Source organism: Clostridium sp. UBA6640 (genome assembly GCF_002455975.1).
GTDB lineage: Bacteria > Bacillota > Clostridia > Clostridiales > Clostridiaceae > Clostridium_J.
The window spans coordinates 60,313-63,364 of sequence record NZ_DKLM01000138.1; the positions used below are offsets into that span (position 1 = coordinate 60,313).

The following is a 3,052-nucleotide window of genomic DNA, read 5'->3' on the forward strand; positions in this document are numbered from 1 at the left end:
AATATATTTTTATCATATGGATAAACTATTATAAATTTATATAATTCAACCTATCGAAACTTACTCTTTTACGAATGAATAAGCTAACTATTGACTATTAATATAATTTAACTTATTATATTAATATACCCCTATGGGGTATATTAATTTTTTTTAAAAAACACTAAAATTAGTGTTTTATTAGATAATGGAGGTTTTATAAATGAATATTGCTTCAATGATTGATCACACAATATTAAAAGCAGATGCCACTATAGAACAAGTAAAAAAGATATGTGATGAAGCTAAGGAATACAAGTTTAAATCTGTTTGCGTTAATTCTTGTTATACAAAATTTGTATCAGATGAATTAAAAGATTCAGGTGTTTTAGTGTGCACAGTAGTAGGTTTTCCACTAGGAACTATGGATTCAAAAGCAAAAGCTTTTGAAACAGCTAGAGCTATTGAATTAGGTGCAAATGAAATTGATATGGTTATAAATATAGGTGCCTTAAAAGATAAAAATTATGACTTAGTATTAAAAGATATAAAAGAAGTTGTAGAAACTGCTAAAGATAAAGCTATAGTTAAAGTTATAATAGAAGCATGCTTATTAACAGAAGAAGAAAAGATTAAAGCTTGCGAGCTTTCTGTAGAGGCAGGTGCAGATTTTGTGAAAACTTCAACTGGCTTTAGTACTGGCGGTGCAACTGTAGAAGATATTAAATTAATGAGAAAAGTAGTTGGCCCGCAAATAGGTGTTAAAGCTTCTGGTGGAGTTAGAACTACAGAAGATGCATTGAAGTTTATAGAAGCTGGTGCGAATAGAATAGGTGCTAGTGCATCTATAGCTATAGTAAATAACGATAATAAAATTACATCTGATTATTAGTAATTTTGTAAAAGTATTAAGACTAAAATTAGTTTTAATACTTTTTTTGTTATTTTTTTGTTAACTATAGAAAAATATCAATTATTAGTCATTATTTTTCATTTTTTTACAATAAAATTATATTTTAAAAACTATTTGTCTTAATTTTCAAAATACGTTGAATTTTAAGCAAAAAGGTTTTATAATTTACATATAGCTTAAAGAGTGAAATTTTTCATTCAATAAATCAATTACTTTCTTAAGCTAGTATTTTAACAAAAGTTTATCAGGGGGGATTTTTTTATGTTAGCATTATTAAAGCTTTCACCTGTCTTTGTAATGGCAGGACTTATGATGTTAAAGGTGGATGCGTTGCTTGCGGCACCAATAGCAACTGTTTATGCGGCACTTATTGCGAGGTTAACTGAAAAACTAAAATTCGATGAAATAGTTGATTGTGCTGTCGATAACGTTAAAAGTATGCAATTAGTATTCTTTATACTAATGCTTGCTTATGCAATGGCCTCAGCATTTATGTCTACTGGAGTTGGTGCTTCAATCGTTAATTTAGCATTAAGTCTTGGATTAAACGGACGAACAGTTGCTGTAACCAGTTTCTTAGTTACATGCGTATTATCCGTAGCTACCGGTACTTCTTGGGGTACCTTCGCAGCTTGTGCTCCAATATTTTTATGGTTATGCCATATAGTTGATGGAAGCATAGTATTAACTACAGCTGCAATTGCTGGTGGTGCATGCTTTGGAGATAATATTGGTCTTATATCTGATACTACTGTAGTTAGTTCAGGTATTCAAAAAGTTGAAGTTATTGATAGAATACGACATCAAGGAGTTTGGTCAGTAAGTTGTTTAGCTATTACAGCCATATTGTTCTATGTTGCAAGTTTAGTTATGAATTTGCCAACAACTGCTGCAGATGCCTCTACTGCAATTAATGCAATACCTAGTGAGGTTTGGACTGTTCTAGAAACAGAGAAACCTGAAGCTATTACCTTACTAAATCAAGTTAGAACTGGAGTTCCATATTATATGATTATTCCACTAATTTTAGTTATTGGAGCTGCTGTTAAAGGTATACAAACTCTTGCTTGCTTAGCAATAGGAATAATTTCTTCATTATTACTTGGTTTATTAGCTGGAACTGTAGAATCAGTACCTGCATTTATGGGTTTAGTTCAAGGTGGATTTGCTGAAGCTGGTGAATGGGTTATAGTTATGATGATGTGGGTAGGCGCCTTTGGAGGACTGATGTCAAAAATGAACGCTTTCCAACCTATATCAAAGTTAGTTGTTAAACTATCTAGAAATGTAAGACAACTTATGTTCTGGAACGGATGTCTTTCTATTTTGGGAAATGCTGCTCTTGCAGATGAGATGGCTCAAATAGTTACAATTGGACCAATTATTAAGGAAATAGTTGATGAAAATGTTGAAGGTGATGAAGAGTCAATGTATAAACTTCGTTTAAGAAATGCTACCTTCTCTGATGCACTTGGAGTTTTTGGTTCCCAATTATTCCCATGGCATGTATATATGACCTTTTATGTAGGCATAGCTTCTGCTATATATCCACTACACGAATTTAAAGCTCTGGAAATACTTAAATACAACTTTATGGCATTTATAGCTGTATCTTCTATATTAATACTTACCGTTACTGGTTTAGATAGATTTATTCCAAAATTTGGACTTCCAAGAGAGCCAGATGTTAAACTTAAAGCAAGAAAATTAAAGTTAGTAGAAAAACGCTCTACTCAAGCTTAATTTATTCAAATTCAAAGCCTTCACAAAAGTGAAGGCTTTTTTAAATTAACTTTTTTATTGATTTTGTCCATTGATTATTATCCCACCGCTAACATGAATTATCTCTCCAGATGCAAAGATGATAAATCACTAGCTAAATATAAATAATCCTCTGCTAATTCTGCTGGCTGGCCTGGCCTTTTACTTGAATTGCTTCTAAATTGTCCTACTTCACTTTCATTAAAACTGTTGGGATTAACGGAGTCCAAATTGGCCCTGATGCCACCGCATTTTCCTTAATTTGTTCATCTTGAAGGGATAATGCCATAGAACAAAAGCTCCCATTTATGGATTAAAAATTAAGAATTAAAGATGAATAATTATGGCTAAAACTCCACAGCGAAAGCCTTTGAAGCTTTTTAAAATAAATTTTATTTT

General features: G+C 31.6%; 3 protein-coding genes. 2 read left to right on the forward strand and 1 reads right to left on the reverse strand.

Annotation, left to right across the window (positions count from 1 at the left end):
• Positions 1–202: 202 nt before the first annotated feature.
• Together deoC and B2W91_RS15365 are read left to right on the forward strand one after the other, a co-directional pair.
• Positions 203–871 (forward strand): deoxyribose-phosphate aldolase, encoded by a 669-nt coding sequence (deoC, locus tag B2W91_RS15360; protein WP_291582493.1) that lies wholly within the window; start codon positions 203–205, stop codon positions 869–871.
• Positions 872–1,153: 282 nt separating this feature from the next.
• Entirely contained in the window at positions 1,154–2,635 is a 1,482-nt protein-coding gene (locus tag B2W91_RS15365; protein ID WP_291582495.1) for a Na+/H+ antiporter NhaC family protein, read from the forward strand.
• A 98-nt stretch (positions 2,636–2,733) separates the two neighbouring features.
• Here B2W91_RS15365 and B2W91_RS15370 read toward each other — a convergent pair whose 3' ends face one another.
• Positions 2,734–2,883, reverse strand: a complete 150-nt coding sequence (locus B2W91_RS15370) for a hypothetical protein (protein WP_291582497.1) — start codon at positions 2,881–2,883, stop codon at positions 2,734–2,736.
• Between the last annotated feature and the right edge of the window lie 169 nt (positions 2,884–3,052).